This window comes from Synechococcus sp. SYN20, assembly GCF_014279555.1.
GTDB lineage: Bacteria > Cyanobacteriota > Cyanobacteriia > PCC-6307 > Cyanobiaceae > Synechococcus_C.
In genome coordinates this window covers 2119993-2144795 of sequence record NZ_CP047959.1, presented here as the reverse complement: position 1 = coordinate 2144795, position 24803 = coordinate 2119993, and the positions used below count along the sequence as shown (strand labels likewise).

Here is a 24803-nt window from a genome sequence, read left to right as displayed (position 1 = left end):
CGCTCATGAAGAGGGATTCACGTCCACATTGAGGAAATCCTTGGCCAAAAACGTGTTCGGAAAAATGGCCCGGGCCTCGGCGACTAAATCGTCGGCGGTGACTGCGTTCCCAGGGGCGTAGCGAGGGCTGAGGTGGGTCAGTGCTAACTGCTTGACACCAGCCTCAGCAGCGGTCTGCGCCGCCATGGTGCTTGTGGAGTGTTGCCTTTTGAAAGCCATCTCGGCTTCCGCATGGGAGAAGGTGGATTCATGGATCAACAGGTCGGCTCCCTTAGCCAACTGCACTGCTGCTTCACAGAAGACGGTATCGGTGCAATACACAACGCTCACACCAGGTTGTTCTGGACCGCACAAGGTCCGGCCATCGATGGTGCGACCGTCGTCGAGCGTGACCGATTCGCCGCGCTTCAGAGCTGCATAGACAGGCCCTGGTGGAATCTGTAGCTCACGGGCCTTGTCGATGTCAAAGCGACCTGCTCTTGGTTTTTGTTCCGCTCGATAGGCGTAGGCCGGAACGCGATGGTTGAGGGGGGCCGCGGTCACAATCAGATCGTCGTCTTCGAACACGACGGTGTTCTGTTCGGCTGCTTCGCGCACGCGATGGACCGCAAGCGGATAGCCGATGCGAGTTGAACTCGTACGCAAAACCCCTTGGAGATAGGCATCTAAGGGATCAGGGCCGTAGAGGTCCACCCCATTGCTTGTGCCTCCTAGTCCCAAACTCGCCAACAGCCCTGGCAGGCCAAAGACATGGTCACCATGCATATGGGTGATGAACACCCTTCTCAGTTGGGAGAGGCGCAAGTCGCAGCGTAAAAATTGATGTTGGGTCCCTTCTCCGCAGTCGAACAGCCACAGCTCCGATCGCTGTGGCAAACGCAGCGCCACAGACGAAACATTGCGACCTCGGGTGGGCACGCCTGAACTGGTTCCAAGGAAGGTGACCTGCACGTCTCAACGCGCTCAACGATCAAATCTGCCACGGGGACCTAGCCGCGTCCGAATCATCAGGTCACACTGAGCTGCCTGGTTCAGCTTGCAGTGCTCACTCGTACGTCAGCGTTCTTCCCTGTGCTGACTGCTGCTTTGACAATGCCGATCGCTGTGATGGCGGTCAGCTTTGATCAGCGGGTTGTGGTGGCGGCGCAGGAGCCGTCGATGCGGGTGCTGCTGTCTCAAGCCTCGGTGGTTCGGCTTCGTGCTGATGGAGATCAGCCATTCCTGGTGCGAGGTCTTGGCCGTGGTGATCAAGGCATGCGCTCGATGGAGGTGAGTCTGCGAGCGGGGCGCCTCAGGATTCGTGGCCAATTGAGCGATGGGTCGTCTCGCTCCCTAGCAGCTCGTTCTGCGATCGAGGTGCTAGGGAGCGAGGATCCCCGCGGGATTTGGCTTGGCTCCCGTCGTTATCGCGGCCGGTTGCAGTTTTTAGTGCGTGGTGGCCAGGTGCAGGTGGTGAACCACCTTGGGATTGAGACCTATTTGGCCAGTGTTGTGGGGAGTGAAATGCCCCATCGGTGGCCGTTGCCGGCCTTGCAAGCTCAGGCTGTCGCGGCGCGCACCTATGCCCTTAGACAGCTCGGTAAGGCTGGAGACTTCGATGTGAAGGCCACGGTGTCTAGCCAGGTGTATCGCGGGGTTGAATCCGAAACCCCCAGCACAATCGAAGCCGTGGAAAGCACGCGCTCATTGGTCTTAGTCCATGCTGGCCGGCTGATTAATGCTGTGTTTCACAGCAGCTCTGGTGGTGCAACGGAACCCAGTGGTGAGGTTTGGCGCAATCAACTTCCCTACCTGGTCAGCGTTGCCGATCACGACCAGCACAGTCCGGTGCATCGCTGGAACAAACGTTTTGATGATGATGCGCTGCGTGATCTCTTCCGTGAAACCGGAGGTGTCAAGCGCTTGCAGGTCCTCAAGACAAGTTCAACCGGTCGGGTTCGTACGGCGCGAGTGCAGGGCCCACGTGGCTCTCTGGTGTTAACGGGCAGGGAGCTACGCAAGCGTCTGGGCCTCAAAAGCACGATGGTTCAATTCGAGCTGATCAATGGCTCCACCGATTCTTCAACTGCCTCTGCAATTGCAACTGCCCAGAGAGCTCCTCAAGCAACCTCTCAAGCAGCAGCTCAAGCGGCTCCTCCTTTGATCGGTCTGTGGCAAGACTCTGCGAGTGGTCCTGACACCACTTCCGGTAACAGCACGTCCAGCAACACCATGTCCAGCAACACCGCGTCCAGCAGCTCAGGTCGACTGGCGTCTCTACTGCCACCGCCACCATTACCGCCGCTGCTCCCCCTTCTCAACCCATCAGCCTTTAATCAGCCTCGTCCTGACCTCAAGGTGGGTGAGATCGTTCTCGAAGCGCGTGGTCAAGGCTTTGGACATGGGGTTGGGATGAGTCAGTGGGGAGCCCATGGACTGGCGCTTCAGGGTGCTGACTTTCGCGAGATCCTTTTGCACTACTACCGCGGTGCAGAAATTCGACCCTATCGCTCTAGTGATGACCCAGCGGTGGCGCTGCGGCTTCGTTCAGAGTCAGCCTGGTGGGGTTGATGTAAGTAGCAGTTCATCGTGCTCAAGATTTCAGACACGATCACCATCGTGCGCAGGCGCAATCCGCTGCAGCTCATGGATTCTGTTGTTGATCAGCTGGAGCAAGGGTTGCTGGACTCTCTTGAATATCAGGCATTTCGGCCCCTGGGATTGGCGACGGGACGCACCATGGAGCCGTTTTATGCCGCCTTGGTCTCGCGTTTAAGGGCTTGGCCTACGGATCGTCTGCAGCTGTTGCGTGAGCGCTGGCGCAGTTTCAATCTTGATGAATATGTGGGTTTGGCACCGGAGCATCCCAGCTCGTTCTCTGCCTTTATGGGGCATCACCTGGTGCGGCCTTTAGGGCTTAATCCTGCGCAAGTGTTGTTGCCAGATGGAGCTGCTGCAAACCCTGAGGCGGCGGCTGATCGCTTTGCAGCCGAGATCCGCGGCGCTGGGGGGATTGGCTCGCAGCTATTGGGATTGGGCAGCAATGGTCATGTGGGATTCAACGAGCCCCCATGCGGTCCAGATGTGCGCTGTCGTGTGGTCAAACTCAGCCCAGCTACGCGATCGCAAAATGCTGGTGCGTTCCAGGGCAGTCCAGCGTTGGTGCCGGAGCAAGCGATCACCCTGGGTTTGCGCGAGATCCTTGAGGCGAAGGAACTGCACCTGATCGTGACGGGAGCGCCTAAGGCAGCGATTCTGCGCAAGGCGTTGGATCTTGATGGTGATCCGGAGGTGCCTGCCAGCTGGCTACGGCGTCACCCAAACCTTTGGTTGTGGGTGGACGATGCGGCATGCGGAGAGGAAGGGCCCTGAACCGATGACAACCCAATGGCAATTTTGGATTGATCGAGGCGGAACCTTCACGGATCTTGTGGGTCGCGCCCCGACTGGTGAGCTTGTGGTTCGCAAAGTGCTTTCAGAGCCAGCGATCGATCGTGGTGATCCCGCTGTTTGTGCCATTCGAGAGGTCATGGGTTTGTCTGCGGCGGCCCAGATCCCGCCGGGTTTAATTCAGGAGGTGCGATTGGGGACAACAGTCGCGACCAATGCCCTTTTGGAGGGTGCAGGGGAGCCTGTTCTGTTGATCACGAACCAGGGTCTGGCGGATTTGTTGTTGATCGGTGATCAGCATCGCCCTGATCTATTCGCCTTGGAGATTCCTGCTCCGCAGTCGCTTGCTGTGGCGGTTGTTGAATCCAGAGGGCGATTGAATGCCGATGGGGAGGAGGTAGAACCGCTTTGTCTAGATGCAGAACTGGAGACAACGCTGCGCGCGTATCGCAGTTCCGGTATTCATGCCTGCGCCATTGCCCTGATGCATGCGTGGCGTGAGCCTTGCCATGAGCGGCGACTGGCTGAGTTGGCGCAAACGATCGGATTCACCACGGTGGTTTGTTCCCATCAGGTAAGCCCACTGCCGCGTTTGGTCCCCCGGTCGCAGACCAGCGTCGTTGAGGCGGCGGTGGAACAGGTGCTTTTTCGCTATCTCCAACAGGTGAGGCAGTCACTTGGTGGGCAGGCACGACTTCGGGTGATGTCCTCAAGTGGTGCCTTACAAGGTCTTGAACAACTGCTCGCGAAGGACACCATCCTGTCTGGGCCTGCTGGCGGAATGGTCGGGGCGGTTGCTGCAGCAGAGGCTGCTGGTTTGGCAGGTCAGGCGCTCGTAGGGGTGGACATGGGTGGCACCAGCACCGACGTGTTTTGTTTGCCAGCAGGAGCCTCAGACCAGGACTGGGAGCGCAGCGCTGAGACCAAAATTGCAGGTCTCGAACTGACGGCTGCACGACTTCCGATCCATACCGTCGCCGCAGGTGGGGGCTCGATCATTCGCAGTGATGGCGATGGTTTGCAGGTCGGCCCTCGCTCTGCAGGCGCTAGCCCTGGACCAGCTTGCTATCGCCATGGCGGTCCCTTAACCATCACCGACGCCCATCTTTTTCTCGGTCGATTACAGGTGGAAGCCTTCCCCCCCGTGTTTGGTCCGGCGGGGGATTTGCCTCCGGATCTGGAGGTGGTACAGCAGCGCTTTGGGGAGCTTGCCTGCCGATTGGGATGCGATCTGGAGTCGCTTGCGGAAGGAGCGCTTGACCTCGCCGTGGAAACGATGGCTGGTGCCATTCAGCAGGTGTCGTTGCTTCGTGGTCACGACATTCGTGCTGGGGCGCTTGTGTCCTACGGCGGAGCATCCGGGCAATTGGCCTGCCGAGTCGCGCAAGTGTTGGGTCTTCGCCAAGTGTTGATCCATCCACTTGCTGGCGTGTTGTCGGCTTTTGGTCTGGGTCAGGCGCGCCTGCGCGAATGGCGTCAGGTGGTGGTGCGGCGCCCTCTTGAAACGGACTTGCTGGTGTCACTTCCTGGAAGGATTCGCCAGGAGTTGGCTGTTGCGGAGGAGAAGCTGCAGGCTGCTGGAGCGGGCCATGCGTCCCTATGGGAGCACCGCATTCGTCTTGAACTTCGGGAGGCTTCGTCCGAACAGGGATTGCTGATCCCGATCACTGATCTCACCTCAACCTTGCAACGTTCGCAGTTGGAAGGTGCTTTTGACCAAGCCCACTGTCAGCGTTTTGGCTACAAGCCTCCTCGCACCACTGCCTTGATGTTGGAGCGGTTGGAGGTAGAAGTTTTTACGGCACCAGCACCCATTCAGCACGACACCCAGATGGCATCAGCCACGCAGCCGGTGTCTGGAGCTCTCAGCACAACAGCCACCATTCACTGGGCTGGGCTGGGTTGGCAGGAGGTTCCGGTGGTGCAGCGCTGTGATGCTTTGTTGCGTAAGCCCTTGCTGGGGCCAGCCTTAATCCTTGATGCCACGGGTTGCACCGTGCTGGAGCCTGGTTGGTCAGCCTGCTGCGACTCCGCAGGAAGCTTGCTACTCACTGCTGCTGAGCTACCGGTTCAACGGTCAGCTCGAGATCAGGTTGTAGATGTTCCAGATCCGGTGGACCTGAGCCTGTTTCATCACCGCTTCATGGTGATTGCTGAGCAGATGGGGGAGCGGCTTCGGCAGACGAGCCGCTCTGTGAATATCCGCGAGCGCCTGGACTTTTCCTGTGCGTTGTTCGATCAAGACGGAGCATTGGTTGCCAATGCTCCCCATATCCCAGTGCATTTGGGCTCTATGGGGGAGGCGGTGGTGGATCTTCTGCACCAGATCCAACGCGGTGAACGCCCTCCACTGGAACCGGGCGAAACAGTGCTGAGCAACGACCCGTATCACGGAGGTACCCATCTCCCAGACATCACGGCGATGACCCCTGTCTTCGGGGAGGGGGAACGACCCAGTTACTACGTTGCTTGTCGCGGACACCACGCTGATGTCGGGGGCCTTACGCCTGGCTCCATGCCTCCTTTCAGTCGTGAGATCGGAGAGGAAGGCCTACGGCTCCGCAACTGGTCACTTCTGCGTGGTGGGGTCTTGGATGTGGATGGCTGGAACGCGATTTTGAGAGCGGAGCGGCAGCCGCCGCGCTCTCCCGATGTGCTTTGGGCGGATCTGCAGGCTCAGGTGGCGGCCAACCTCCTCGGCGTGGACCGGCTCGAGACGTTGATGCTGCGGGAGGGACCAAGGCGGGTCAGTCGCTATATGCGCTTTGTTCAAACCCATGCGGCGGAAGCGGTGCGTCGTGTGATCAGTCGTTTGGCGGATCAGCAGTTCAGCGTGGAGCTAGACCATGGCGGCCGTTTGCAGCTTGCTTTGCATGTGGACCACAAAGCGCGTACGGCTTGCCTCGATTTCACTGGGACGAGCCCCCAAGGAGACCACAACTTTCATGCTCCGCTAGCGGTCACCAAAGCCGCTGTGTTGTATGTGCTGCGCTGCTTGGTGGATGAATCAATCCCACTCAATGCAGGCTGTTTCGAGCCGCTTACTTTGATCGTCCCGCAGGGATCACTGTTGAATCCCCTCCCCCCAGCGGCTGTGGTGGCAGGCAATGTGGAGACCTCTCAGGCGCTCTGCAACCTGTTATTCGCTGCGATGGGGGTGATGGCCGCGGCGCAGGGAACGATGAACAATCTCACCTTTGGAGATGAACATTCTCAGTACTACGAAACGATTGCCGGAGGCGGTGGGGCAGGTCCGGGGTTTCAGGGTTCGTTTGGGGTACAGACCCACATGACGAACTCCAGGCTCACCGATCCGGAAATCCTCGAACAACGATTCCCTGTGCGTTTGGAACGTTTCCAGTTGCGCCGTGGCAGTGGGGGGAAAGGACGCTGGTCAGGTGGTGATGGACTTGAGCGTGAGATTTGTTTTCTTGCACCGATGACGGTGGCTCTGCTGTCTGGGTCGCGCCGCGTCGCGCCATTTGGTTTGGCTGGCGGAGAAGCTGGTGCTCTGGGAATGGCTTGCTTGCGTGAAGAGGGAGGCCCCTGGCGAAATCAACCAGGTTGCTTTGAGCAGAGCGTTCAAACCGGTGAGCGACTTTGGATTGCAACGCCTGGTGGCGGTGGTTGGGGAATGGTGGAACGGACGCTATGAATCGGAGAATAACTTTCTTCGAATTGCTTCGCAGTAATCACCTTTTATGTGGTTTTTAGTGGGATTGGACTTGGTGTCCAGATCGACTTGAAAAGAGTCTTGAATATATAGACTAGAGAAAATCATGGTCTTCAGAATTTTCATCTTGTCCGGCTTGAATAAATAGAGCGCTCAGAAATGGGATGATGCAGATTCCAACGAACAATTCCATGGGACTCAGTCTGGTGTCCATCCACCATGAACTGCAGTCGTTGTGAGGGGCGTATTCGTTGTTACCTGGATTGTCTTTTTTGGTTAAATCTGATGCTGAATTGCTGGGATGAGTATCTTTGCTTTCAGGGATCTTGTCATGATTGATGCAAATTTTGCTCTGCTCTTTGTAAGTTGATTGGTCTAGAGCAGTGGATCTATGACCTCCCTTGCTTTTCCTGATTGAGAGCTCGTTAGATGGATTCGATGCAGAGTTAATGAATTCGCGAGATACGCTTTGGCTAGATCAGTCTTGGCAAGGCTTTGGACTGGTAGCTCGAGTGGCTCCCAGCTGGAATAGTGAGAGTCACAGCGTAGTAATAGCTGCGAAAAGAGCTCCAATGAAAAGGCGGCAATGATGATACGTGCTTTCTAATACGTTGTCGCGTATCTAGATTGACCAGGTTGATAGAAACGGATGTCATATTTTTACAGAGCAACGGGTTCATGATCCGATGAGCGAAATTGAAGCATTTCGACGGCAATTGATAGAGGCTAATCCTCGCTGTGCTTCTAGCAGTAATGATCCAATTACTTCGAGTGAAAGGAGGGATCTGATCCATGTTGATTTGGTTGTCGCCCACCAGGCATTGGATAGACTCACCGATAATCTTTTAAAGGAAATGCGCCAGGCTTATGGCAATGAAGCTTTTAGCTATTACGCAGGATTGCGCGGTGAATTGTGTGCTTACTTTGATGGGTTGTCTTTGCTCTTGGATGATTATCATGATGGAATTGAACTATCTAAATAATTTTAGTTCCAATACTTTTCGATAAAATTTGTTTTGAGGTTGAATTCATGGTTCTTGATGAAGATGGCAGTATGTCTGATTCTATTGATGCAAATCAGGAGCCTCTAAGTAGGCTCGGATTGATCCACCCTAAAGTGATTGAGCAGCATTCTCTTTCTGGCCGTCATCAGAATCCTCACTGTCGATTGAATCAAAGTATTGAGAATATTGAGGCTGAGGTTAGTTGGGATGAGCTGACGGGAAGAAAATAAAAGATGTGCCTGCGGAGAGGGATTGATTTATATCCCCAATCTGAAAGGAAGTGAGATGAGAGTGAAGTAGGCAAATTCTTATTCGTCCTATGGGTTAATTTGTATTTCGCTATTGTTTTTATGGGTTCTTCGGGTGGGATCGTGATTTCAGGAGTTTATATTGCCCTTTATCGTTCCATCTGGTCGTCTACGCATCTAGGGCTGGGGATCAGCTTGTATTGATTGCTGATCACTGTCTTAGTTGCTTTTTCGCGAAAAATTAATATTATTGCTTGTTGATTTTATTTTGAGGCTGATGTTGGCTTGGTGAAAATACCTCAAATCTTTGTCTATGACTTCGAATTGTGGTGGAAAAGAAGAGAGGCCGCCCCTCCCGGATGGAAGAGACGGCCTAGCTCGCTCGTTTATGCATAGCGCTAACCAAGATCCAGTGAATCTGTATCGGAGAAGCGTGAACCTCGAAACGACAACAGTGAACTGAAGGAGGAGTGCGAAGCGTCTGGCGTTTGGCGCCTGGGGCCTGGTTCCTAAGTGGTGAGTGGTTGAACTCCTTAGGGCACCTGGTTCGGTGCAGATGGAGTGTCGATCGACGTGGCGCTCAAGAGCTTGCCTACCGAAGGACGGAACTCGCCGTTGGGTGAAAAAAACTGTTGGAGCAGGGGCCAAGTGGTCAGGCTGCTTCTTTGATCTGCTGAGGTGGAGTGTCGGCCGTCATGGCTCCTCCGATTTCGATACACAAAGTGTGGCGCAGGCGAGCGAAAAGCACATCGGTGCAATCGCGCATTGCCATCAGAACCAAAACCGACGACATTGGAAATGGCGTGGTTGTGGCTTCCGCTTGAAGGGTGGCGTGGGATTAGGTAGCGTCCCGACTCAAATCAAACGCACCACGGGGCAAGCGTTCTTTCCAGGGAGCCAACACACACAACAAGAGCAGGGATGGAACGGCCGCCGCCATCGTGAGAGCGAAGAAAGTACTCCAGCCCACCTGACCTGCAATCACTCCTCCAGGTGTGGACAACAGTGATCTGCTGAGGGCATAAATTCCAGACAAAAGTGCATATTGAGCAGCAGAAAAACGAGGATTACACAAACTCATCAGAAGTGACAAAAAGGCACTAACCATCATTCCGCTGCAGAAGTTTTCAACGCTCACTGCCATTAAAAGACTTTTGAATCCTCCCCCAAATCGAGCTAGTGCCCAGTAAGCGAGATTGCTGAAGGCACCGATAACGCCATAGACCCATAGGGCACGATTGAGCCCCAACTTGGAAAAAAAGAGTCCACCGACCGCAGTGCCCGCGATTGCAGCGCCAATGCCCCAGCCTCCCTGAACCGTGCCAATCGTTTCTGGTGAGAACCCGCTTTGGATCAGGAATGGAACGGCCATCAAACCCAAAAGCCCATCGGGCCAGCGATACAGCATCACAAGGAGCAAAATCAGGACTCCCCGTTGACGGCCTGTTCGAGTGATGAATTCACGGGCAGGTCCAAGAACGGCTCCCCTGAGGGTTGGAACCGGGTTTTGGATTGCAGGGAGTGTTGGAGCAGCAAGGGTGATGGGAACGATGATCAACATGGCGGTGCCAGCCGTGATGAAAGCTGATTGCCAGCCAAATTGGCCCGCAATCACGAAGCAGCCGGCGCCAATAAACAACATGGCGCCTCGGTAACCGAGTGTTGCTGATGCCGCACCCCCGCCCCGTTCGGGTGGCGCAAGCAGGTCCGTCCGATAAGCATCAACGACAACATCTTGCGATGCACTCAAAATGGCAATTACAAAGGCTGCGAAGCCGATCGCGACAATTTCATTCGTTGAAACTGTTGCTCCGAAACGAGCGAAACTCACCAAGCCAATGCCGATCATCAGCTGTAAAAGTGCGATCCAACCCCTGCGTCGGTCAGGCCAAGGGATGGCCCAATGATCCATCAGGGGCGCCCAAAAAAGTTTGAGCGTGTAAGGCAGTTCTATGAGTCCTAGAAGACCAATCGTCGCAATAGGAATCCCATTAGCGGTTAGCCACCCCTGAAGTAGCGTGCTGACTGACATCAGTGGAAGACCACTGGCAAAGCCCTCCACTCCAACGGCGACAATCCGTTTCCAGCTTGAAGTGCCTCTGTACTTCTCTCTTGAATTGGACATCTTGGCTGAGAGTTTCTCTGGGAAAAAATTAAGGTGATTGCCTTGCTCATCCACGCTAGGCAATTTGTTGTTGGGTCTATATTATGCTAATATCTGAAAAGGAATAATTCAGAATGAATAAAATTGATCAACGTATTTTGATGATTGCTATTCGTATAGAGCACGCAAAATTTGCACTGAATGGAATGAGTTGATTTAATGCCAAGGCTTGTTCGTTTCTTTTTGATTCTGATTTCTCTGGGTAAAAAGCAGAGAGTGGGAACTTAAAGCACTGCACTTTGCAGATGTATTAGTGGCTATTCATCGCTAGATTTTGATGCTTTTTGCCTCTTCTCTTGGATTTTTTTGGCTCGCTGTTGTACCTCATAGTTGGAATTTCGCGTAAAGGAATAAAAAAAGACCACGAGAACCGCTGCTAGTCCTAGTGCCAAGAAAACAATATAATATCCAGGTAAAATATCTAGCATGTGGGTTATATTTTTCTTGAATCTAGCATGAACGCGGCTATGGCTTAGTGCCCCATCTGTTGTTGCGTTGGAGGCACTTGTCACATCAAAGCTGCTGAATGCATAGGATCCATGATTAATTTTCTTGCTCTTTGGCTGATTTGATTAATGTTGGTGTTGAGTTCCTCTGCCCGCTTTGGTTGCTGACGACGTCTCTCATCAGAGCCAGTTCACTGGGGTTGTCTCGATTGAACTCCGAACAGGTCTCTCGATTTGGAGGTCATCCTTTTGAGTGAAAGGCGAGAGATGGAGCTTCGGCCTCTACACCCGTTGGATGAGACTGACCTGTGCAGAGTGATTCGGGCGGCACTTGTTGAATTTGGTGCTGATCGCCCTGGTTTTGCTTGGCAAGATCCTGAGCTAGATGCAATGAGTAAAACTTACGCCGCGTCTGGATGGATTTATTTAGTCGTAGCGGAGGCTGGGAATGTTCTTGGGGGAGCTGGAATTGGCCCCTTAAGTGGTGTGGATGCGACTTGTGAATTGCAGAAGATGTACCTAGCTCCGTCAGCGCGGGGGAAGGGTGTTGGTTGGCAGCTTATGGGGAGCCTGTTGGAACACGCTCGTGTGCTCGGCTATCGCTGGGTTTATCTCGAAACCCTTTCTGGAATGGTGGCGGCTCAACGGCTTTATCGGGCTTGGGGATTCCTAAGGATTGAACAACCTCTTGGTCAAACAGGGCATGGTGGTTGTGATTGTTGGTTCCTCAAGGAACTGCATGGAGCTGGGGGGTCTGGTAAGCAAAGATATCCTTCTGAACACTAGGAATCAGGATTGCAAGGTCATAGCATCATCCTTCTTCTTGATAAGTTGGATCCCTGCAAGAGCTTTATTGGTTCTTCTTTGTCTCCTCTTTTAGGTCGATGCCAAGATCTTTCATGGCTGAAATCGTATCGCTTACGGCTGGTACATAAGCAATCTTTCGTCTGACTTTGTCGAGCAGATTCCTGAGTTTAGGCGGCATTAGTCCTCTCATTTTCATAGGGATTCTCTAATCACAGATGATTTATCTTGAACTTATGGCAAGTTTAGCGTTCTCGATCGTCCGTTGATAATGTCCTTTATGGAATTTTATTTTGATCTAGGAATCGTGATCATTTCCCTAAATGGGTGAGGCGAGTGCTGTCTCCTTTCACCCGTTTGGGGGAGTCTTTTTGACTGTTCGTGGACGATAGTGATCTCATCACTCATTACTACCTCGATGCCAGAACTACCAGTTTTTTCGATGAAGAAAGAGCGGAGAGAGCTCGTTGAATTAATGTCTACTCCCTTTAAATGCGAACCCAACTATTGCCAAGCGAAGACATCTTTCGTAAAGTTTGTGTCTGAGATGGCAGCACCAACCCTGCTTCACTCTCTCTTTATGATTCGGGGGTAAGGGGCGTTGGATCAAAAGCAACGGGCAGCTGCATATCGATTACTTGCAGCAATAGAAGCCAATGAAATCACAAAGAAAGATGCCATTGCACATGGTAATTGGTATTCATATTTACTTGAACACCTAAAAGCTGATGAGCAGGAGTGTGATGAATGAACAAACATCGTCAAATAGTGGTGCCGTTCAATGTGTTTCTTTTGTGATCTATCCTTAATGGCTTACGTGTCTCTAGCTGTGTCCAGACGGGCTTCTGCAGATGGCTGCTGAGTACTAATTGCTGCTAGGGATTGGTCTTGGGATTGGTGAGTACTGTTGTGGGCATCGCTTCCTCTCCTGCATAGAACACAATCAGGTCTACATCTGTAGTTCCCAATGCTTTGCCTGCATGAATCGTATTTACGACTTCAATCAATGCGTCGCCTTTTTGATAAATTTTTTGGCTGCCATCTTTTAATTTGAGTTCTAATGTTCCCTGCAAAATCACGGCTGCATTGATCACAGGATGGTAGTGCCACGGTAAGGTTGTACCTTTTGGTATTTGGATCCGAAGGATTTTGACCTTTGGCTGTCCATGGGGATAACTCGGCAATAGATTGCCATTCCACATTTTGGTGGAGTTGGCTAATACCTCAACTATAACGCCATGGCTTAATGAGTGGCCTTCGTGACTTTTTGCAAGTGATGGCCACAACATTGATGAAGCAAGGACTAGAGATAAGTGGACAAAGGGTCGTTTCATTTACTTATTGGAAAGGGCCTTATCTTTTAGACAAGGTTTACGCTTGATCTTACTCATTATTCACCGATTGTTAAAACAAGTTATTCCTGCCGCTTAAAGAGTATTTGGTGATGTTTTGGAAGGAATTGAATCCGCACGGAAAAGGCCAAGGCTCTGCTGGTGGCGGGAGTTTCTTCCTCAGACTGAGATTAGCTGTAAGCCTTTGCCATTAAGGGACCTGCTTGATCGTCAGTGAGAACGGGCGTCACCTTCCAATCCAAGCACTCAGCCCATTCAGCAGCATGTTCGTAGCAGGCATCTGCATTATCTGCTTCAACCAAAATCCAGCCCTCTAATGATCCAGGAGCATGAAACCGTTTCCATGATTTGCATTCCGGGAATGGAGCACCAGTGGATAAAAACTTCTTAGCCGCAATTGCATGGTAACCGGTTTTGAATGTCCAATGCATCAAGAATGTCATGAAGTCTGTTCAGTAAATATTCCTATTATACATGGCTTGTAGGAGCATCATGTAGTCTGCGATACCGAAGCTGATCTTCTCGCGGCATGTTGTGGTATTTGCTTCTGGGTGAAGAGCTATTAAATAATCTGCCGAATGGCCTGAATTTTGCGCAGTTGATGGCTTGCAATAAATGATAAGAAGACAGCCGTTACGGTTGATCCTAGCCCAAGTATCCAGATGTTCTTGATTCCTATTGAGTAAAAGGTGACCATCGCTCCAGCAAGGAGCGGTATGTGAATTAAATAGGCGCCAAAACTATCCTTGCCTGCTTTGATCAGCCATTGGCTATCTAGCTGTTCGTGGGCTTGACTCCAAGTTAAAACTGCAGCAATAAATCCCCAGCCGATGAGCGGTGTTAAAAATGCCATCAATGGCGAAATGAACTCCCAGGATGTTTTGTTATGACGTGGTATAAATGCTACATGGTTTGACGCTAGTAGGGCAAGTGTGATCACTAGAGAGAGGCGTAGCCAAGAAAATGCAAGCTGCTTGTCAATCCGTTCTAGCCATCGGTGTGATGCTGCTTTGCATCCAACAAAGAACAAAAATGCATAGGTCCATAGATGCATTCCTTGATAGCCAAGTCCATCAAGGCTTGAGTCTTTTAAGTCAGCCCAATATCCAGAAAAGTAACCCATGATTACCTCTAGTGTCCCAAGGACTACAGCGCTGATCAGCCATGATCGCCAGCCTGGTACGGTTTTTGAATTGTCAATTGTAAATTGATTTTTGCGAATGAAAGCCCAAAGGCAGTATATTGCATTCAATATTATGAGGACTAAGATAAACCATTGAGGACCAATCCTATTGAGTGGAAGGTTGTTGAAGCTCTGTCCAAAGGCATTGCTGTTAGGAATGAGTAGCCCTGCTAATGGGGTGATATTGTTAAGCAGAAAAGTTGCAATAATGAGAGGGATTGCCAGCCGGAGTAATCGTTGCCTGGCGTAGTTAGCGACCCCTCGTTTGTGTACTGAGCTCGGTACAAGATACCCTGAGATTAAGAACAGGATGTTCATGTAAAAGGTGTTGCAGATCCAGCCAAACCAAAAGCTTATCGCTTCGTATTTGGGTGCTGACTCGATGATCTGCTTGAGATCAGTTGAGAATAGTGTGCCTACTAGTATTGTATGAGTGGCAATCACCAGGGCTACCATTACCGCTTTGATTTGATCTAAAAAGGCAACTCTTCTTTTTTGTAGCATCGCCCTGCCGTGCATGATTTGATCTTAGCTTTAATTGGTTTGTCGCTTGTGATGTTTGGGATCCGATTGCTTTTGTGATTGAATTAAATTGATCATTGGGCGCGATTGATCGCTTATTGGCGTTCGCTCAGCTCCGAGGTGTTTTCCTCACCTTCCCGTCCAGTATGAGTCTTGGAAGCATCGCTTCTTAAAGTATGAGATTGAATGCCATGCAGCCTGCTTTTGGTTGTAGTTTTTGGAACTGAGGTGAAGTGAGGATTCCTTTGTCTTTTTCTCGCTTGACGTCCCCAATGATGCCTATGGAGGATCTTCAATCGTGACGCCAACAGCAGATACCGCCGCGCACTTACGGGCGTTGCTGTCGCAACAGTCCTGTCACGTGATGCCGTGTTGTTTTGATGCCTTATCGGCAAGGATTGTTGAACAGGCGGGCTGCCCGCTCACGTTTATGAGTGGGTTCTCCGTTGCCGCAGCCCGCGCCGGTTTGCCTGATACGGGCCTGATCACGGTGACAGAAATGCTGGATCAAGGCCGTCAGCTCTGTGATGCCGTTTCGATTCCAGTGATTGGTGATGGTGATACGGGCCATGGCAATGCGGCCAATGTGCAACGCACCATGCACCAGTTCAAGCAGGCAGGTTTTGCCGGGATCATGCTTGAAGATCAGGTTTCTCCTAAACGCTGTGGCCATACCGGAGTGAAGGAGGTCGTTGCCCGTGATGTTGCGATCCAGCGGATTAGCGCTGCTGTTGAAGCCCGCCGCCAGGGCGCTGATCTCGTGATCGTGGCGCGAACTGATGCTCGATCGGCGTTTGCGCAAAGCTTTGGAGAGCGCGGTGCACTGGATGAAGCGTTGTGGCGATTAAAAGCCTTTGCCGAACTTGGCGCTGATGTGCTGTTTCTGGAAGCGCCTCGCTCAGAAGAAGAGATGCTCCGCTTCTGCAATGAAGTTCCCGGAAAGCGCATGGCGAACATGTTGGAAGGAGGCGTGACTCCGTTGCTTTTGCCAGATCATCTCGGAGCCATGGGTTTCCATCTAGTGGCCTATCCCCTCACCCTGCTTGCATCTGCAGCCTTTGCAATGCGCCAAGCGGTGACGGATCTTCAGTTCGGAAAAACTCCCGAAAGGATGCTCAGCTTTTCTGAACTTAAGGCTCTGTTGAATTTTGATGCTTATGACGATGCGGTGAGCAAGCGAATTTAATGATTCTTGCCTCTCTCTAGGCAAGAATCATCCATCGGCCTTAATGACCAAGGGTTATTGACAACGACATCAAGAATGAGCTGAACTCATGCAGTCCTATGAAGGCAGTAGGGAATGGAAGAAGGTATACCGCTTTAGGGATATCTGTCGCCTGGGTGGATGCTTTCGAAAAATAGATTGGGATTAATTTGTATGGCCATTACATTCAATCTTGAGTCTGTGAGGTTTTGATGAAAAAATAGAGCTTCAGGAAAAATCAATGGCCAGAATGCAACGAAACTCTCGATTAACTCAGCCAGTGCGTGATTGATTTGGCGATTGAAGTGTTGGTGAGTTTGTGCCTTTGGCTCTTGCTTTGCTTCTTCAAACGTGTTCTTAATCGCAACTTCCCTGAGGAGAGGTTGTTTGCGAACAGAATCATTCTGATTTTATAGCTGCCTCGATTGGAGCAAGGTTGGTGCTTACGCTGCAGACATCATCGAGCGACTCCAAGGCCTCTTGTAAGTGTTTGCAGGTTTCTGCAAGGTGTGGGTCCTGGATCGCCACGAGCGTTAGTGGGTGCCAGCAGTGCTCCCAATCCACTACAGCCCAGCCACGATCCTGCAGCCCCTGTTGAAGCTGCTCCAGGGCTTCAAAGCCACCATGAACCATGGTGTTGCCATCGCTTTGCAACACATATCCCTCTGCATCGAGTTCGAGAAGGGTCTCCAGGAGCGCTTCTTCTTCGCAATGTCCCTCGAGTCGCACCTCGCTGCGGTGCTGAAAGAGATAACTCACGCATCCGGTTTCTCCGAGCTTGCCGCCGTGTTTGCTGAAGGCAAGACGTACTTCGGCCGCCGTGCGGTTGCGGTTGTCGCTGAGTGCTTCCACCAGGACCGCCATGCCTTCGGGTCCATAACCTTCGTAGCGAATCACTTCCAGGCTGCAGCCTGCTTCCCCTTGCCCCGATCCTTTGGCTATGGCCCGCTCAATATTGTCTGCCGGTAATCCGGCTGATCGTGCCTTCGTGATGGCTGTTCGTAGTTGGAAATTGCCGTTTGGGTCAGCTCCATTGCGTGCGGCCACGGTGATCTCGCGCCCAAGCCTGGTAAAAAGTGCGCCTCGCTTCCCATCCACCACCGCCTTGGTGCGTTTGATTTGAGACCATTTGCTGTGGCCGGCCATAGGGAGCAGGAGGGGGATCAGCCGCGCGCTTCGAACACGACCTTGGGTCTGAGCTGGTCTTCGCTGTTGGCGATTCCAATTCCCAGCATGATGTTGTCTGCGCTGAGAACAACGGTGGGACCGTCTCCATTTTGATGGGTGATCGTGCGACCGCAGCTCCAGTCGTCCCGTTCGAGCTCGGAAAGCGTTCGAATGGGTAGGTGGGTTAGGGCGCGTTGGGGAGGGATGAGAGTGAGGGAACCGATCGTTGGAGTGGTTTGTTCATTGGGATGCTCTGGCAGGGCAATCGCATGGGCCTCCACGAATCCCAGCGCTTGGGTGCGCCGCAGCCTGTCCAGGCAGCCGCCACACCCGAGGGCTTGACCAAGATCTCGGGCCAACGAACGGATGTAGGTGCCAGCAGAGCAGTGCACCTCAAGGGTGAGCTTGCCTTGCTCTGAATCCCAATCCTGAAGAGAGAGGGAGTGGATGGTCACACTGCGGGCCGGTAAGTCCATCACTTCACCGCGGCGGGCCCTGGCATAGGCCCGTTCGCCGTTCACGTGAACCGCTGAAACCTGTGGTGGACACTGCTCGATGCCACCGCGGAAGGGGTTGAGGGCCTGATCCATCTCCTCAATGCTTAAACGCGGCCAATCCTGAAGCGCAACAACTTCTCCCTGTAGGTCATCGGTGCTGGTGCTGGTCCCCAGCTGGATCACACCGCGATAGGTTTTCTCTCCTGGGAGGTAGGGAAGCAGTCGGGTGGCCTGGCCCACTGCAATCGGCAGAACGCCGGTTACGGCTGGGTCCAGTGTGCCACCATGCCCCACTCTTTTGGTTTGGAGCACGCGACGCATCCGGCTCACGCAGGCGTGGGAGGTGAGACCTGAAGGCTTGTCGATCACCACGAAGCCGAGTGGTGCATCCAAGGGGGTGTAATCGCAGTTGTTCTGAATGTGGCATCCGGCCTGCACTTAAATTGACGATGTCCGACCGGTAGAAGATGCAACGTCTGAGCAATTCTCCCCGCGTGGACATCGAGACCTTCTTGGACAACGGCTTTTCTGTTCGTGACCATTTGGCTGAATACCTTCAGCTCACGTTGGAGCAGGTGGATCAGCGCTTACCCGATGGGAAGGATGATTTAGCCGCACTGCATCCGGGTGCTTTTCAAGCGGATCAAGCCACGGAGTTTTACGAGACCACCGTGGGAACGGGGCATCTCTTTGAATTGGCGGCTTGGCATCTCAGCAGCTCCGACTACATCGCGGACACGCTTCGTTTGCAGGAGGATTTCGCTCGGGGCACAGTCCTTGATTTTGGAGGAGGGATAGGAACGCATGCCTTAGCGGCAGCGGCATTAGACAATGTTGATCGGGTTCATTTTGTTGATCTGAATCCACAAAACAGGGCATTCGTCTCGTCGAGGGCTGTTGCGCTTGGTTTGGATCAAAAAATGTCGGTTCATCGTGACCTTTCGGATCTCAGCGGCCAACGATTCGATACGGTTGTTTGTCTTGATGTATTGGAACATCTGCCCGACCCGTCAGATCAGCTCATGCAGTTCCATTCATTCATGAATGAAGATGGACGGGCCTTATTAAACTGGTATTTTTTTAAAGGACATAGCGGCGAATATCCTTTTCACTTTGACGATCCTATTCTTGTTGATTGCTTTTTTCGTGCGTTGCAATTGCATTTTCTTGAAGTTTTTCATCCACTATTGATTACGACAAGGGTTTATAAGCCCTTGCATGGCGGATATTAAAGCTTTATTTGAGGCCAAGTGTCTACGTGGAATAAACAATAAAAAAAGCCAATGATTCTTGTAATCATTGGCTTTGGAAGGAAATATCAGCTGATTGTCATGCCAGCCAGGTCATCAGAATTACTGAGCAGCTGCAGCAACCGTGATGCGTTTGCGATTGCGAAGCCCGCGGCGGATCGACTCAAATTTAACGATCCCGTCGGTCAATGCAAACAAGGTGTCATCCTTGCCGCGACCAACATTCACACCAGGCATAACGGAGGTGCCACGTTGGCGGATCAGAATGGAACCAGCCGTTACGCTTTCACCGCCGTAGGCCTTCACGCCGAGACGTTTGGAGTTGGAGTCGCGTCCGTTACGGGTTGAGCCTGTGCCTTTCTTGTGGGCCATGGAAAATCAAAGAAATGGAGAGAGGGAAGCTGGTTGAACCAATCAGCTGATGGCTTTGCCGCCGACGGAAATGGATTCGACCATCACTCGGGTGAGCTCCTGTCTATGACCATTCTTACGGCGTGTTTTCTTTTTAGGGCGCATTTTGTAAACGATCACTTTTTGACCGCGACGGTGAGCCATCACTTTGAGTTCCACGCTGGCGCCCTGGACATAGGGCTTGCCAACGGTGGCGACGTCACCGTTTTTGACCAGAAGCACTTTGTCGAGGGTGATCTTGGCGTCGACGTCGGCATGCAGCCGGTCGAGGTCGTAATAACGGTTGGGTTGCACCCAAAATTGCTGTCCAGAGGCCTCGACGATGGCGTACGAGCCTGCCTCTGGAGTGGTTTGTGAGCTGCTGCTGCTGGTTTCTGCCATGGGCTACGGGACGCGAACAGGCTCGGAGACTTGGAAGCCGCCGATTTGGCCTGTGCCGCAATCGAAAGACAAACAAAGATCTTCGACCTTCGTGCTCTCTTTCGTCAAGATTCACTTGAACACTTTTCGTTTTGGATGACCAGGCCGGCCCTCACGATCGCCTTGTTATTGAGGTCGCCTGAGCTCGAATCGGCTTGCTGTCAGTGGTTGCCTGGCAATCGCTACACCCCGGTGGATCTAGGACTTGAGGACTCAGCGGTCGATGTCGTCTCCGCGTTGGAGCGTCAACGCGAGGCTGTCGATGCCGTTGTGATTGAGCAATCTCTCCTGCAAGACAAGACACGTGAAGACCTACTAGCTCGTGGTTTGCTCTTTCCTGCCGTTGTGGTGGGCGAATTGATGGGCCGTGTCGATTACCACCCTGAAGAGGTTCATCTGCCAGACGATCAGCTTGAGCAGCTTGGTTACAACGTTGACGCAGCGATCTCACGCTTTCTTCGCCATGGTCAGAAAGATATTCGCCCTGAAGATGGATCCACCGAATCGGATCAGGTTGGTGGGCAGCCTGAGGGTCGTGCTTGGAAGTTGTCGAGCCGCTTGCAGGAGAGGCTTGGTTACCTCGGGGTGTTCTATAAGCGAGATCCCTCGAGATTCTTGGCCAATCTTCCTCCCCATGAACAGCGTGAGCTGCTGCAGTCGCTGCAGCGCACCTATCGAGATCTGTTGATTGGTTATTTCCGTGACCCTGCTGCTGCCAACCAGGCGTTAGAGAGTTTTGTAAATACCGCTTTTTTTGGCGACCTGCCCATTACTCAAACCGTTGAGATTCACATGAATCTGATTGACGACTTTTGGAAACAACTCAGACTTGAAGGGCATAAAGACGACTTTCTTCAGGATTACCGCCTTGCACTGTTGGATGTCATGGCTCACCTTTGCGAAAGGTACCGACGGTCAGTCCCTGGAGATATTCCCTTGGCTCCTGCTGGATCTAAGCGCCGTCAGCTTCAGGATTCGGAAGTGATCTTATGAGCCCGCGCAAGACTTATATCCTCAAGCTTTATGTAGCTGGGAATACTCCGAATTCGATGCGTGCACTCAAAACGCTTCGCAATATTCTTGAAACGGAATTCAAGGGTGTCTATGCCTTGAAGGTCATTGATGTCTTGAAAAATCCTCAGCTTGCAGAAGAAGACAAAATTCTGGCAACTCCCACGTTGTCCAAAATTCTCCCCCCACCTGTGCGTCGTATTATTGGCGACCTTTCTGATCGTGAACGAGTGCTGATCGGGCTTGATCTTCTTTACGACGAGCTTGTTGACAACGACCTCAGCTCTTCGCTGATGGATGCGTTGGAAGTTCCGGACATCGAAGAGGCAGATTCTTAAGTCACGGGGTGATCTAGAGGGTACTGAGGATTTTCCTTATTAACGTTGGAGAGCAAGGTCGCAGTTATGCAGATTTCTAGCTCAAGCGGTTCTCCTCAGATGCAGGTCCAGAAGCTCCCCACTGGAATTGAGGGCTTTGATGATGTGTGTCATGGCGGCTTGCCAATTGGACGCAGCACCCTGATTAGCGGAACGTCCGGAACGGGTAAAACTGTTTTTTCCTTGCACTTTCTCCACAATGGAATTGCTCATTACGATGAGCCCGGAATTTTTGTCACGTTTGAAGAGTCGCCACTCGATATTCTGCGTAACGCTGCAAGTTTCGGTTGGAACTTGCAGGAGATGGTGGAGCAAGATAAGCTCTTTATTCTTGATGCTTCACCGGATCCTGATGGTCAGGATGTGGCGGGCAGTTTCGATCTGTCTGGCCTGATTGAAAGAATTAATTACGCCATCCGAAAGTACAAAGCCAAAAGGGTGGCAATCGATTCGATTACGGCTGTATTTCAACAATATGATGCGGTGTTTGTTGTGCGCCGGGAGATCTTCCGTCTCATCGCACGCTTGAAGGAGATCGGTGTCACAACTGTGATGACCACTGAACGAATCGATGAATACGGGCCAATCGCGCGTTACGGCGTTGAAGAGTTTGTCTCTGACAATGTTGTGATTCTCCGTAATGTGCTTGAGGGCGAGCGCCGAAGAAGGACCGTTGAGATTCTCAAATTGCGAGGTACCACCCATATGAAGGGTGAGTTCCCGTTCACGATGGGAGCCCATGGGATCAGTATCTTCCCTCTTGGTGCGATGAGACTCACGCAGCGCTCATCCAATGTGCGCGTGAGTTCTGGTGTGCCGCGGCTCGATGAGATGTGTGGTGGCGGCTATTTCAAGGATTCAATCATTCTCGCGACGGGAGCGACTGGTACAGGCAAGACCTTATTGGTCTCGAAATTCATTGAGGATGCCTGTAGTAATAAAGAGCGAGCAATTTTGTTTGCCTATGAAGAATCACGTGCTCAATTAATGCGTAATGGCACAAGTTGGGGTATTGATTTTGAGCAGATGGAGCAAGATGGCCTGCTGAAGATTATTTGCGCCTACCCAGAGTCCACTGGTCTGGAAGACCATTTGCAGATTATTAAAAATGAGATCAGTCAATTCAAGCCAACGCGAATGGCGATTGACTCATTATCTGCGTTGGCGCGTGGTGTAAGCCGTAATGCCTTTAGGCAGTTTGTGATCGCATTGACTGGATATGCAAAGCAAGAAGAAATTGCCGGCTTCTTTACCAATACATCAGAAGAATTCATGGGGAGTCATTCGATCACTGATTCCCATATCTCAACCATCACTGACACGATTTTATTGCTCCAGTATGTTGAGATACGTGGTGAGATGGCTCGAGCGATCAACGTTTTCAAGATGCGTGGGTCCTGGCATGATCGCGGTATACGAGAATTCCTGATCACTGGTAACGGACCGCAAATTCAAGATTCTTTCTCCAATTTCGAGAGAATTATCAGCGGGGTTCCTCACCGCGTGACGATGGATGAACGGAGCGAACTATCGCGTATCGCCCGTGGAGTGGCTCCAGAATAAGAATGATTATCACTTGAAATATTAAGGCCAAATTGAAGCGACTTTTCTTTAGTCAACCTCGAATTCTTCTTGCTCATAGCGACTTTGTCGCTCAGCTTGCAATTTGATTTCGTCTTGGTCGGATTGGGCTAGAGGTAGGTCAAACCAGAATGTTGTTCCTACATCCGGTTCGCTTGCCATACGAATCACGCTGCTGTGTTTCTCTAAAATTCCCCTCACGATGGAGAGTCCTAAGCCCGTCCCTACTTCCGTATGAACTGCATTTTCTACGCGATAAAACCGTTCAAAGATTCGTTGTTGTTTGTCTTCGCTGATTCCATAACCTGTGTCACCCACTTCCACTCGTAATTTTGGAAGAGGTGAAATCATTTCGCATTGTGGTGCTTGAAGTGAATCTTCTGGAAGGGGTCCCATCCAGCAGCTGTCGGGCCAGGCGTAGGCGCGTATCACGATGCGGCTGCCACTCCGGCTGAACTTGAGAGCATTTCCAACGAGATTATCCAGCACCTGGAGGAGTAGGTCCCAATTGCCAAGAATGTCTGGCAGATCGATTGATGCCTCCAGGTCAAGTTCCACTTGTTTGTCTGATGCGTTCAGTTGGTAGCTGCGCAGGGTTTGTTCAAGGCCAGGCCTGAGATCGAGTTCAGAAAACTGAACGCTGGGATGGGCTTCGAGCCTTGAAAGATCCAGTACATCGTTCACGAGTCGCGTGAGTCGATCGGTTTCGTCATTGGCAATGCCCAGAAACTCTTGCTTGTCTTTCTCGCTGAGTTGATCCCCCATTTCGTACAGGGTTTCGACGTAGCTCTTGATGTTGAACAGCGGAGTGCGCAGTTCATGGGACACGTTGCTGATGAAGCGGCTCTGGGCCGCGTTCAGCTCCACTTCGCGGGTGAGGTCCTGCATGGTTACGGCGATTCCCTTTAGGTTTTCGCCGCTGGGTTCGCGTACGGCTTGAAGCACGAAGCGCAGGGTGCGAGGCGGCTCCCCGATGCTGCTTCGAAGATCATTGCTGTCACGGCCTTGGTTCAGGACTCCATCGAGAGGCTCATGGAGCTCATTGGCTAACAAGTCTGGGATTGCATTGAGAAAATCCTGTCCTTCGAGGTTGCGTCCCTCCCAGCGAAATAAGCGTCGAGCCGTTGGATTGGCCAACACAATTTGACCTTTCTCATCCAGCAACACCGCACCATCCGCCATCGTTGCGATCAGCGAGGCCTGCTTGACCTGGGCAGCCTGCAACTCTTCGATGTTGGCTGCGTCGTAGTCCTGGAGCTGCGAGGCCATCGCATTAAATCCATCCAACAACTCGCCAAGTTCGCCGCCAATAGGGAGGCCAATACGGGCCTGGAAATCTCCAGAAGCAATCGAGCGAACGCCGCGTAGCAGTTCCTTGACGGGGCGGGTGATGGTCAGCGCGTTGAAAACAGCCCCAAGAATTACCAGGACCCAGATTGAAATGAAGACGGCCACGGTGACCTCTCGGGTCAAGGAGGCACTGGCAAGAGCCGAGTCATTCGGATTCACCCCGAGGGCGAGAACGCCGAGATAGCGACCCTCCTGAATCAAGGGCACAAAAACATCAGTGACCTGACCCTCAGGGGTCAGATGTTGACGGACGAGGGGATTTTTAGGCCTCGATCTCAGTTCACTCGGGAGTTCGAGGCGTCGATTGAGACGTAGGTCTCCCCTGGTATCAGCGGCATTCCCACTGATGGGAATGCCGAGGTACACAACGCCTTCTGGGTCAGCAAAAAAGATGTAGCGCAGGCTGCGGCTTGAACGCCAAAACTGTTCGGCCACATTGGCCAGTTCTCGGTCGTGTCCTTCTGCAACCAGCTCGGTGACATTGCCCGCTAAAAGCAGCCCTAAATCGCGGGCGTAACGCGTGTCATTCATCACCGCATCACGTTGGATGCCGTTGAGCGCGAAGAAGGTGATGCTGGTCATCATCAGGCTCACCACAAGCGTGGCGATGGCCAGAAGTTTGGTCTGAAGGCTGAATTCGGCCCACCAGAGGCGGATGCCACTCCAAAGGCCCTCCTGCTCTGCGGCCGTATCAGAAGAGGCTGACCCTGCCCATGAGGACGCAGTCGAGTTCGCAGAAGCTGGTGCCGAACCGCTACTCATGGCGCATC

At 52.3% G+C, this 24803-nt stretch carries 22 protein-coding genes; 12 read left to right on the top strand and 10 right to left on the bottom strand.

Annotated features, from left to right (window positions below; all coding sequences use genetic code 11):
- Positions 1-3: 3 nt before the first annotated feature.
- Positions 4-951, bottom strand: coding sequence for a ribonuclease Z (locus SynSYN20_RS11420; protein WP_186523755.1), 948 nt, complete (start codon positions 949-951; stop codon positions 4-6).
- A gap of 90 nt (positions 952-1041) precedes the next feature.
- Here SynSYN20_RS11420 and SynSYN20_RS11415 point away from each other — a divergent pair, with 90 nt between their 5' ends.
- The 5 genes from SynSYN20_RS11415 to SynSYN20_RS11395 all read left to right on the top strand — a co-directional run bounded on the left by SynSYN20_RS11415 (position 1042) and on the right by SynSYN20_RS11395 (position 8276).
- Complete coding sequence (locus SynSYN20_RS11415) at positions 1042-2550, top strand: SpoIID/LytB domain-containing protein (protein ID WP_370586681.1); 1509 nt, start codon at positions 1042-1044, stop codon at positions 2548-2550.
- 75 nt (positions 2551-2625) lie between these two features.
- The gene (locus SynSYN20_RS11410) at positions 2626-3351 is read left to right on the top strand and encodes a glucosamine-6-phosphate deaminase (RefSeq protein WP_186525619.1); all 726 of its coding nucleotides are present in this window, start codon (positions 2626-2628) and stop codon (positions 3349-3351) included.
- A 4-nt stretch (positions 3352-3355) separates the two neighbouring features.
- Positions 3356-7024, top strand: coding sequence for a hydantoinase B/oxoprolinase family protein (locus SynSYN20_RS11405; protein WP_186525618.1), 3669 nt, complete (start codon positions 3356-3358; stop codon positions 7022-7024).
- A 704-nt stretch (positions 7025-7728) separates the two neighbouring features.
- A complete protein-coding gene (locus SynSYN20_RS11400) occupies positions 7729-8025 on the top strand; it encodes a hypothetical protein (protein WP_255476258.1) in 297 nt (98 codons plus the stop codon).
- A 47-nt stretch (positions 8026-8072) separates the two neighbouring features.
- Positions 8073-8276, top strand: a complete 204-nt coding sequence (locus tag SynSYN20_RS11395) for a hypothetical protein (protein ID WP_186523754.1) — start codon at positions 8073-8075, stop codon at positions 8274-8276.
- Between the two features lie 856 nt (positions 8277-9132).
- On the opposite strand, the gene SynSYN20_RS11390 is transcribed toward SynSYN20_RS11395, so the two are convergent.
- Complete coding sequence (locus SynSYN20_RS11390) at positions 9133-10419, bottom strand: MFS transporter (RefSeq protein ID WP_186523753.1); 1287 nt, start codon at positions 10417-10419, stop codon at positions 9133-9135.
- Between the two features lie 752 nt (positions 10420-11171).
- Between SynSYN20_RS11390 and SynSYN20_RS11385 the strand changes: the two genes are divergently transcribed.
- Together SynSYN20_RS11385 and SynSYN20_RS11380 are read left to right on the top strand one after the other, a co-directional pair.
- Positions 11172-11690 carry a GNAT family N-acetyltransferase gene (locus SynSYN20_RS11385; RefSeq protein ID WP_186523752.1) on the top strand — a complete coding sequence of 173 codons (519 nt, stop codon included), beginning with the start codon at positions 11172-11174 and terminating at the stop codon, positions 11688-11690.
- A 619-nt stretch (positions 11691-12309) separates the two neighbouring features.
- A complete protein-coding gene (locus SynSYN20_RS11380) occupies positions 12310-12459 on the top strand; it encodes a hypothetical protein (RefSeq protein ID WP_186523751.1) in 150 nt (49 codons plus the stop codon).
- Between the two features lie 124 nt (positions 12460-12583).
- On the opposite strand, the gene SynSYN20_RS11375 is transcribed toward SynSYN20_RS11380, so the two are convergent.
- The 3 genes from SynSYN20_RS11375 to SynSYN20_RS11365 form a co-directional block, all read right to left on the bottom strand.
- Entirely contained in the window at positions 12584-13042 is a 459-nt protein-coding gene (locus tag SynSYN20_RS11375; protein WP_255476257.1) for a cupin domain-containing protein, read from the bottom strand.
- A 188-nt stretch (positions 13043-13230) separates the two neighbouring features.
- Positions 13231-13503 (bottom strand): DUF3303 domain-containing protein, encoded by a 273-nt coding sequence (locus SynSYN20_RS11370; protein WP_186523750.1) that lies wholly within the window; start codon positions 13501-13503, stop codon positions 13231-13233.
- A gap of 119 nt (positions 13504-13622) precedes the next feature.
- Entirely contained in the window at positions 13623-14762 is a 1140-nt protein-coding gene (locus tag SynSYN20_RS11365; protein ID WP_186523749.1) for an acyltransferase, read from the bottom strand.
- 301 nt (positions 14763-15063) lie between these two features.
- Here SynSYN20_RS11365 and SynSYN20_RS11360 point away from each other — a divergent pair, with 301 nt between their 5' ends.
- Complete coding sequence (locus SynSYN20_RS11360; protein ID WP_255476256.1) at positions 15064-15951, top strand: oxaloacetate decarboxylase; 888 nt, start codon at positions 15064-15066, stop codon at positions 15949-15951.
- Between the two features lie 417 nt (positions 15952-16368).
- On the opposite strand, the gene SynSYN20_RS11355 is transcribed toward SynSYN20_RS11360, so the two are convergent.
- Complete coding sequence (locus SynSYN20_RS11355) at positions 16369-17115, bottom strand: YebC/PmpR family DNA-binding transcriptional regulator (protein WP_186523748.1); 747 nt, start codon at positions 17113-17115, stop codon at positions 16369-16371.
- A gap of 17 nt (positions 17116-17132) precedes the next feature.
- The gene (gene truB, locus SynSYN20_RS11350; protein WP_186525614.1) at positions 17133-18026 is read right to left on the bottom strand and encodes a tRNA pseudouridine(55) synthase TruB; all 894 of its coding nucleotides are present in this window, start codon (positions 18024-18026) and stop codon (positions 17133-17135) included.
- A 74-nt stretch (positions 18027-18100) separates the two neighbouring features.
- Between truB and SynSYN20_RS11345 the strand changes: the two genes are divergently transcribed.
- The gene (locus SynSYN20_RS11345; RefSeq protein ID WP_186523747.1) at positions 18101-18865 is read left to right on the top strand and encodes a bifunctional 2-polyprenyl-6-hydroxyphenol methylase/3-demethylubiquinol 3-O-methyltransferase UbiG; all 765 of its coding nucleotides are present in this window, start codon (positions 18101-18103) and stop codon (positions 18863-18865) included.
- Positions 18866-18985: 120 nt separating this feature from the next.
- On the opposite strand, the gene rpmA is transcribed toward SynSYN20_RS11345, so the two are convergent.
- Positions 18986-19255 (bottom strand): 50S ribosomal protein L27, encoded by a 270-nt coding sequence (rpmA, locus tag SynSYN20_RS11340; protein WP_006853593.1) that lies wholly within the window; start codon positions 19253-19255, stop codon positions 18986-18988.
- A 42-nt stretch (positions 19256-19297) separates the two neighbouring features.
- Positions 19298-19675 (bottom strand): 50S ribosomal protein L21, encoded by a 378-nt coding sequence (gene rplU / locus SynSYN20_RS11335; protein ID WP_186523746.1) that lies wholly within the window; start codon positions 19673-19675, stop codon positions 19298-19300.
- 135 nt (positions 19676-19810) lie between these two features.
- On the opposite strand from rplU, the gene SynSYN20_RS11330 reads away from it, so the two are divergent.
- From SynSYN20_RS11330 to kaiC, 3 genes are all read left to right on the top strand, one after another.
- On the top strand, positions 19811-20707 hold the full coding sequence (locus SynSYN20_RS11330; protein WP_186523745.1) for a circadian clock protein KaiA: 897 nt from the start codon (positions 19811-19813) through the stop codon (positions 20705-20707).
- Positions 20704-21063, top strand: a complete 360-nt coding sequence (gene kaiB / locus SynSYN20_RS11325) for a circadian clock protein KaiB (protein ID WP_048347100.1) — start codon at positions 20704-20706, stop codon at positions 21061-21063. Before SynSYN20_RS11330 ends, kaiB begins: the two co-directional genes overlap by 4 nt.
- Before the next feature lie 66 nt (positions 21064-21129).
- Positions 21130-22665 (top strand): circadian clock protein KaiC, encoded by a 1536-nt coding sequence (gene kaiC / locus SynSYN20_RS11320; protein ID WP_186525613.1) that lies wholly within the window; start codon positions 21130-21132, stop codon positions 22663-22665.
- 48 nt (positions 22666-22713) lie between these two features.
- On the opposite strand, the gene SynSYN20_RS11315 is transcribed toward kaiC, so the two are convergent.
- Positions 22714-24795, bottom strand: a complete 2082-nt coding sequence (locus SynSYN20_RS11315; protein ID WP_186523744.1) for an ATP-binding protein — start codon at positions 24793-24795, stop codon at positions 22714-22716.
- Positions 24796-24803 lie beyond the last annotated feature (8 nt).

What these genes read in the sequence shown, in the direction of transcription:
- SynSYN20_RS11315 (WP_186523744.1), bottom strand. Translation starts at nt 24,795, where the DNA reads ATGAGTAGCGGTTCGGCACCAGCTTCTGCGAACTCGACTGCGTCCTCA.
- SynSYN20_RS11370 (WP_186523750.1), bottom strand. Translation starts at nt 13,503, where the DNA reads ATGACATTCTTGATGCATTGGACATTCAAAACCGGTTACCATGCAATT.
- SynSYN20_RS11365 (WP_186523749.1), bottom strand. Translation starts at nt 14,762, where the DNA reads ATGCACGGCAGGGCGATGCTACAAAAAAGAAGAGTTGCCTTTTTAGAT.
- SynSYN20_RS11330 (WP_186523745.1), top strand. Translation starts at nt 19,811, where the DNA reads ATGACCAGGCCGGCCCTCACGATCGCCTTGTTATTGAGGTCGCCTGAG.
- SynSYN20_RS11395 (WP_186523754.1), top strand. Translation starts at nt 8,073, where the DNA reads ATGGTTCTTGATGAAGATGGCAGTATGTCTGATTCTATTGATGCAAAT.
- kaiC (WP_186525613.1), top strand. Translation starts at nt 21,130, where the DNA reads ATGCAGATTTCTAGCTCAAGCGGTTCTCCTCAGATGCAGGTCCAGAAG.
- SynSYN20_RS11390 (WP_186523753.1), bottom strand. Translation starts at nt 10,419, where the DNA reads ATGTCCAATTCAAGAGAGAAGTACAGAGGCACTTCAAGCTGGAAACGG.
- SynSYN20_RS11405 (WP_186525618.1), top strand. Translation starts at nt 3,356, where the DNA reads ATGACAACCCAATGGCAATTTTGGATTGATCGAGGCGGAACCTTCACG.
- kaiB (WP_048347100.1), top strand. Translation starts at nt 20,704, where the DNA reads ATGAGCCCGCGCAAGACTTATATCCTCAAGCTTTATGTAGCTGGGAAT.
- SynSYN20_RS11355 (WP_186523748.1), bottom strand. Translation starts at nt 17,115, where the DNA reads ATGGCCGGCCACAGCAAATGGTCTCAAATCAAACGCACCAAGGCGGTG.
- SynSYN20_RS11345 (WP_186523747.1), top strand. Translation starts at nt 18,101, where the DNA reads ATGCAACGTCTGAGCAATTCTCCCCGCGTGGACATCGAGACCTTCTTG.
- SynSYN20_RS11375 (WP_255476257.1), bottom strand. Translation starts at nt 13,042, where the DNA reads ATGAAACGACCCTTTGTCCACTTATCTCTAGTCCTTGCTTCATCAATG.
- rpmA (WP_006853593.1), bottom strand. Translation starts at nt 19,255, where the DNA reads ATGGCCCACAAGAAAGGCACAGGCTCAACCCGTAACGGACGCGACTCC.
- rplU (WP_186523746.1), bottom strand. Translation starts at nt 19,675, where the DNA reads ATGGCAGAAACCAGCAGCAGCAGCTCACAAACCACTCCAGAGGCAGGC.
- SynSYN20_RS11410 (WP_186525619.1), top strand. Translation starts at nt 2,626, where the DNA reads ATGGATTCTGTTGTTGATCAGCTGGAGCAAGGGTTGCTGGACTCTCTT.
- SynSYN20_RS11385 (WP_186523752.1), top strand. Translation starts at nt 11,172, where the DNA reads ATGGAGCTTCGGCCTCTACACCCGTTGGATGAGACTGACCTGTGCAGA.
- SynSYN20_RS11400 (WP_255476258.1), top strand. Translation starts at nt 7,729, where the DNA reads ATGAGCGAAATTGAAGCATTTCGACGGCAATTGATAGAGGCTAATCCT.